This window comes from Streptomyces paradoxus, from assembly GCF_014202475.1.
GTDB classification, from domain to species: Bacteria; Actinomycetota; Actinomycetes; order Streptomycetales; family Streptomycetaceae; genus Streptomyces; species Streptomyces paradoxus.
In genome coordinates this window covers 1-2,889 of the sequence record NZ_JACHGV010000033.1, presented here as the reverse complement: position 1 = coordinate 2,889, position 2,889 = coordinate 1, and the positions used below count along the sequence as shown (strand labels likewise).

The window sequence follows — 2,889 nt, the reverse complement described above, 5'->3', positions numbered from 1 at the left end:
CGTCCAACGCCCCCGCGAACACCGGAAACGCCCCATACAACTCCCGGCCCATCCCCGCCCGCTGAGCACCCTGACCCGAGAACACCACCGCCAGACCGCCGGGACGGACAGGTGCCCCGAAGCCCGTGGGCGTCTCCGCGAGGTGACGGAGGGCGTCGGACAGGTCGTCGCGGCCGGCTCCGGTCAGGACGGCACGGCGGTCGTGCAGGGTGCGTGTGGTGGCCAGGGAGTAGGCGAGGTCGGTGGCCGACTGCTCGGGGTGGGCGGCGACGTGCTCGTGGAGCCGCCGGGCCTGGGCGCGCAGGGCGTCCTCGTCCGGCGCGGACAGGAGCCAGGGCACGGCCGGGAGCGTCCGGGCCTGCTCTGGAGCGGTGTGCTCCGCTTCGGGGGCCTCTTCCAGGATGACGTGGGCGTTGGTGCCGCTCACTCCGAAGGCGGAGACGGCGGCGCGGCGCGGGGCCGCTTCCCGGGCGGTCCACTCGCGTGCCTCGGTGAGCAGTTCGACCGCGCCGGAGCTCCAGTCGACCATGGGCGTGGGCCGGTCGACGTGCAGGGTCCGGGGCAGCAGGCCGTGCCGCATCGCCTGCACCATCTTGATGACGCCGCCGACACCGGCGGCGGCGACGGTGTGGCCGATGTTGGACTTCAGCGAGCCGAGGAACAGGGGCCGTTCGCGGTCCTGGCCGTAGGTGGCCAGCAGGGCCTGGGCCTCGATCGGGTCGCCCAGCCGGGTGCCCGTGCCGTGCGCCTCCACCGCGTCCACATCGGCCGGGGCCAGCCGGGCGTTCTGCAGGGCCTGCCGGATGACACGCTCCTGCGACGGCCCGTTCGGCGCCGTCAGACCGTTCGACGCACCGTCCTGATTCACCGCACTGCCCCGCACGACCGCCAGCACCCGGTGCCCGTTGCGCACCGCGTCCGACAGCCGCTCCACCACCAGCAGGCCCACGCCCTCCGACCAGGAGGTGCCGTCGGCGGCGGCCGCGAACGACTTGATCCGTCCGTCGGGGGCGAGTCCGCCCTGGCGTGAGAAGTCGACGAACCCGCCCGGGGTCGCGGTGATCGTCGCGCCTCCGGCGAGCGCGAGGGTGGACTCGCCGCGGCGGACCGACTCCACCGCGAGGTGGAGGGCGACCAGCGAGGAGGAGCAGGCGGTGTCGATGGAGACGGCCGGGCCTTCGAGGCCGAAGGTGTAGGCGATACGGCCGGAGGCCACGCTGCTGAGCTTGCCGGTCATGAGGTGCCCCTCCAGCTCGGCGGGGCCTTCGAGTCCGAGGTAGCTCTGCTCGATCACACCGGCGAACACGGCGGTGCGGCTCCCGCGCAGCGTGGCGGGGTCGATCCCGGCGTCCTCGAACGCCTCCCAGGCGGTCTCCAGCAGGACGCGCTGCTGGGGGTCCATCGCGCGGGCCTCGCGGGGCGAGATGCCGAAGAAGTCGGCGTCGAACAGGGCGGCTCCGTCGAGGAACCCGCCCTCCCGGGTGTACGAGGTGCCGGGTTCGTCGCGGTCCGTGCTGTAGAGCGCGTCGAGGTCCCAGCCGCGGTCCTCGGGGAACGGGCTGATGGCGTCCCGGCCTTCGGCGGCCAGGTGCCACAGGTCGTCCGGTGACGTGACGCCGCCCGGGAAGCGGCATGCCATGCCCACGATGGCGACCGGTTCGGTGGCGGCCGACTCCAGCGTCTCGATGCGCTCGCGGGCCTTCCGCAGGTCGGCGGTGACCCACTTCAGGTAGTCGACGAGCTTCTGTTCCTTGGTCTGGGCCTGCTCCTGCGCGCGGGACATGTCAGCGGACATGCGGAATCAGTCTCTCCTCGGTACCGGAAGGGTGGTGATGCGGGGGTGGGCGGGCGGCGTCAGTCCGCGGCCCGGCCGAGCTGGGTGTCGATGAAGTCGAAGATCTCGTCCGCCGACGCGTCCATGAGGTCCGTGGCACCGGCGTCGGCGGCGGGCTGGGGCGGCGTTCCCGCCGGCCCTGCGAGACGGTCGGCCAGCGCCCTCAGCCGCGCGGACAGTGCCACGCGGGTCTCGTCGGGCTGCGTGCGGTCCGCCGCCAGGGTCTCCAAGGACGCCTCCAGCCGGTCCAGTTCCTCGGTCGCGGAGCCATCCGGCCCGGGGGCGGAGGCGGCGGCCCGCTCCTGTACGTAGGCCGCGAGGGCGGCGGGCGTCGGATGGTCGAAGACGACGGTGGCGGGCAGGGGGAGACCGGTCTCGGCGCCGAGCCGGTTGCGCAGTTCGACGCCGGTCAGGGAATCGAAGCCGAGTTCCTGGAAGGGACGGTGGGGCACGACGGCCGAGGTGTCGGGGTGCTTGAGCACCTTCGCGACCAGCTCCGTGACGAGGGTCAGGAGGTACTGCTCCCGCTGTGCGTCGCCCAGTGTTGCGAGCCGCTCGGCCAGGGGCACGGCCCGGGGGGCCGTCTCCTCCGGAATGCCGGGCGTGCCGCGCGTGACGGGGCCGGAGGCGTGGTCGCCGGTCGCGACCTCGTCGAGCCAGTACCGCTGGCGCTGGAAGGCGTAGGTGGGCAGGGGGACTCGGCGGGCCCCGGTGCCGGCGAAGAACGCCTCCCAGTCGACGGGGACGCCTCGGGCGTGGAGCGTGCCGAGCGCTTCGGTCAGGGTCTCCGGTTCGGGGCGTCCCGCGCGGGTGGCGACCGTGGCGGTCAGGGCGTCGGGGTCGCGCACCGCCTGGACGGCGAGGGCGGCGAGGACGCCGCCGGGGCCGAGTTCGAGGAGGGTGGTGACGCCCTCGTTCTCCAGGGTGGTGACGGCGTCGGCGTAACGGACGGCCTGGCGGACCTGGGTCACCCAGTAGTCCGCCGAGCGCAGATCCTCACCCTCGGCCAGCCGGCCGGTCACCGTCGAGACCACAGCCATCCGGGGGGCCTCGTA

2 protein-coding genes are annotated in these 2,889 nt (G+C 73.8%); both read right to left on the bottom strand.

Going from position 1 to position 2,889, the window contains the following annotated elements; all coding sequences use genetic code 11:
- Positions 1 to 1,795: type I polyketide synthase (locus HNR57_RS39055; protein WP_184568178.1), on the bottom strand; the 1,795-nt coding region annotated here is incomplete at its 3' end.
- Between the two features lie 59 nt (positions 1,796 to 1,854).
- Positions 1,855 to 2,889 (bottom strand): phosphopantetheine-binding protein (locus tag HNR57_RS39050; RefSeq protein WP_246555429.1); only part of this gene is annotated, 1,035 nt, incomplete at its 5' end.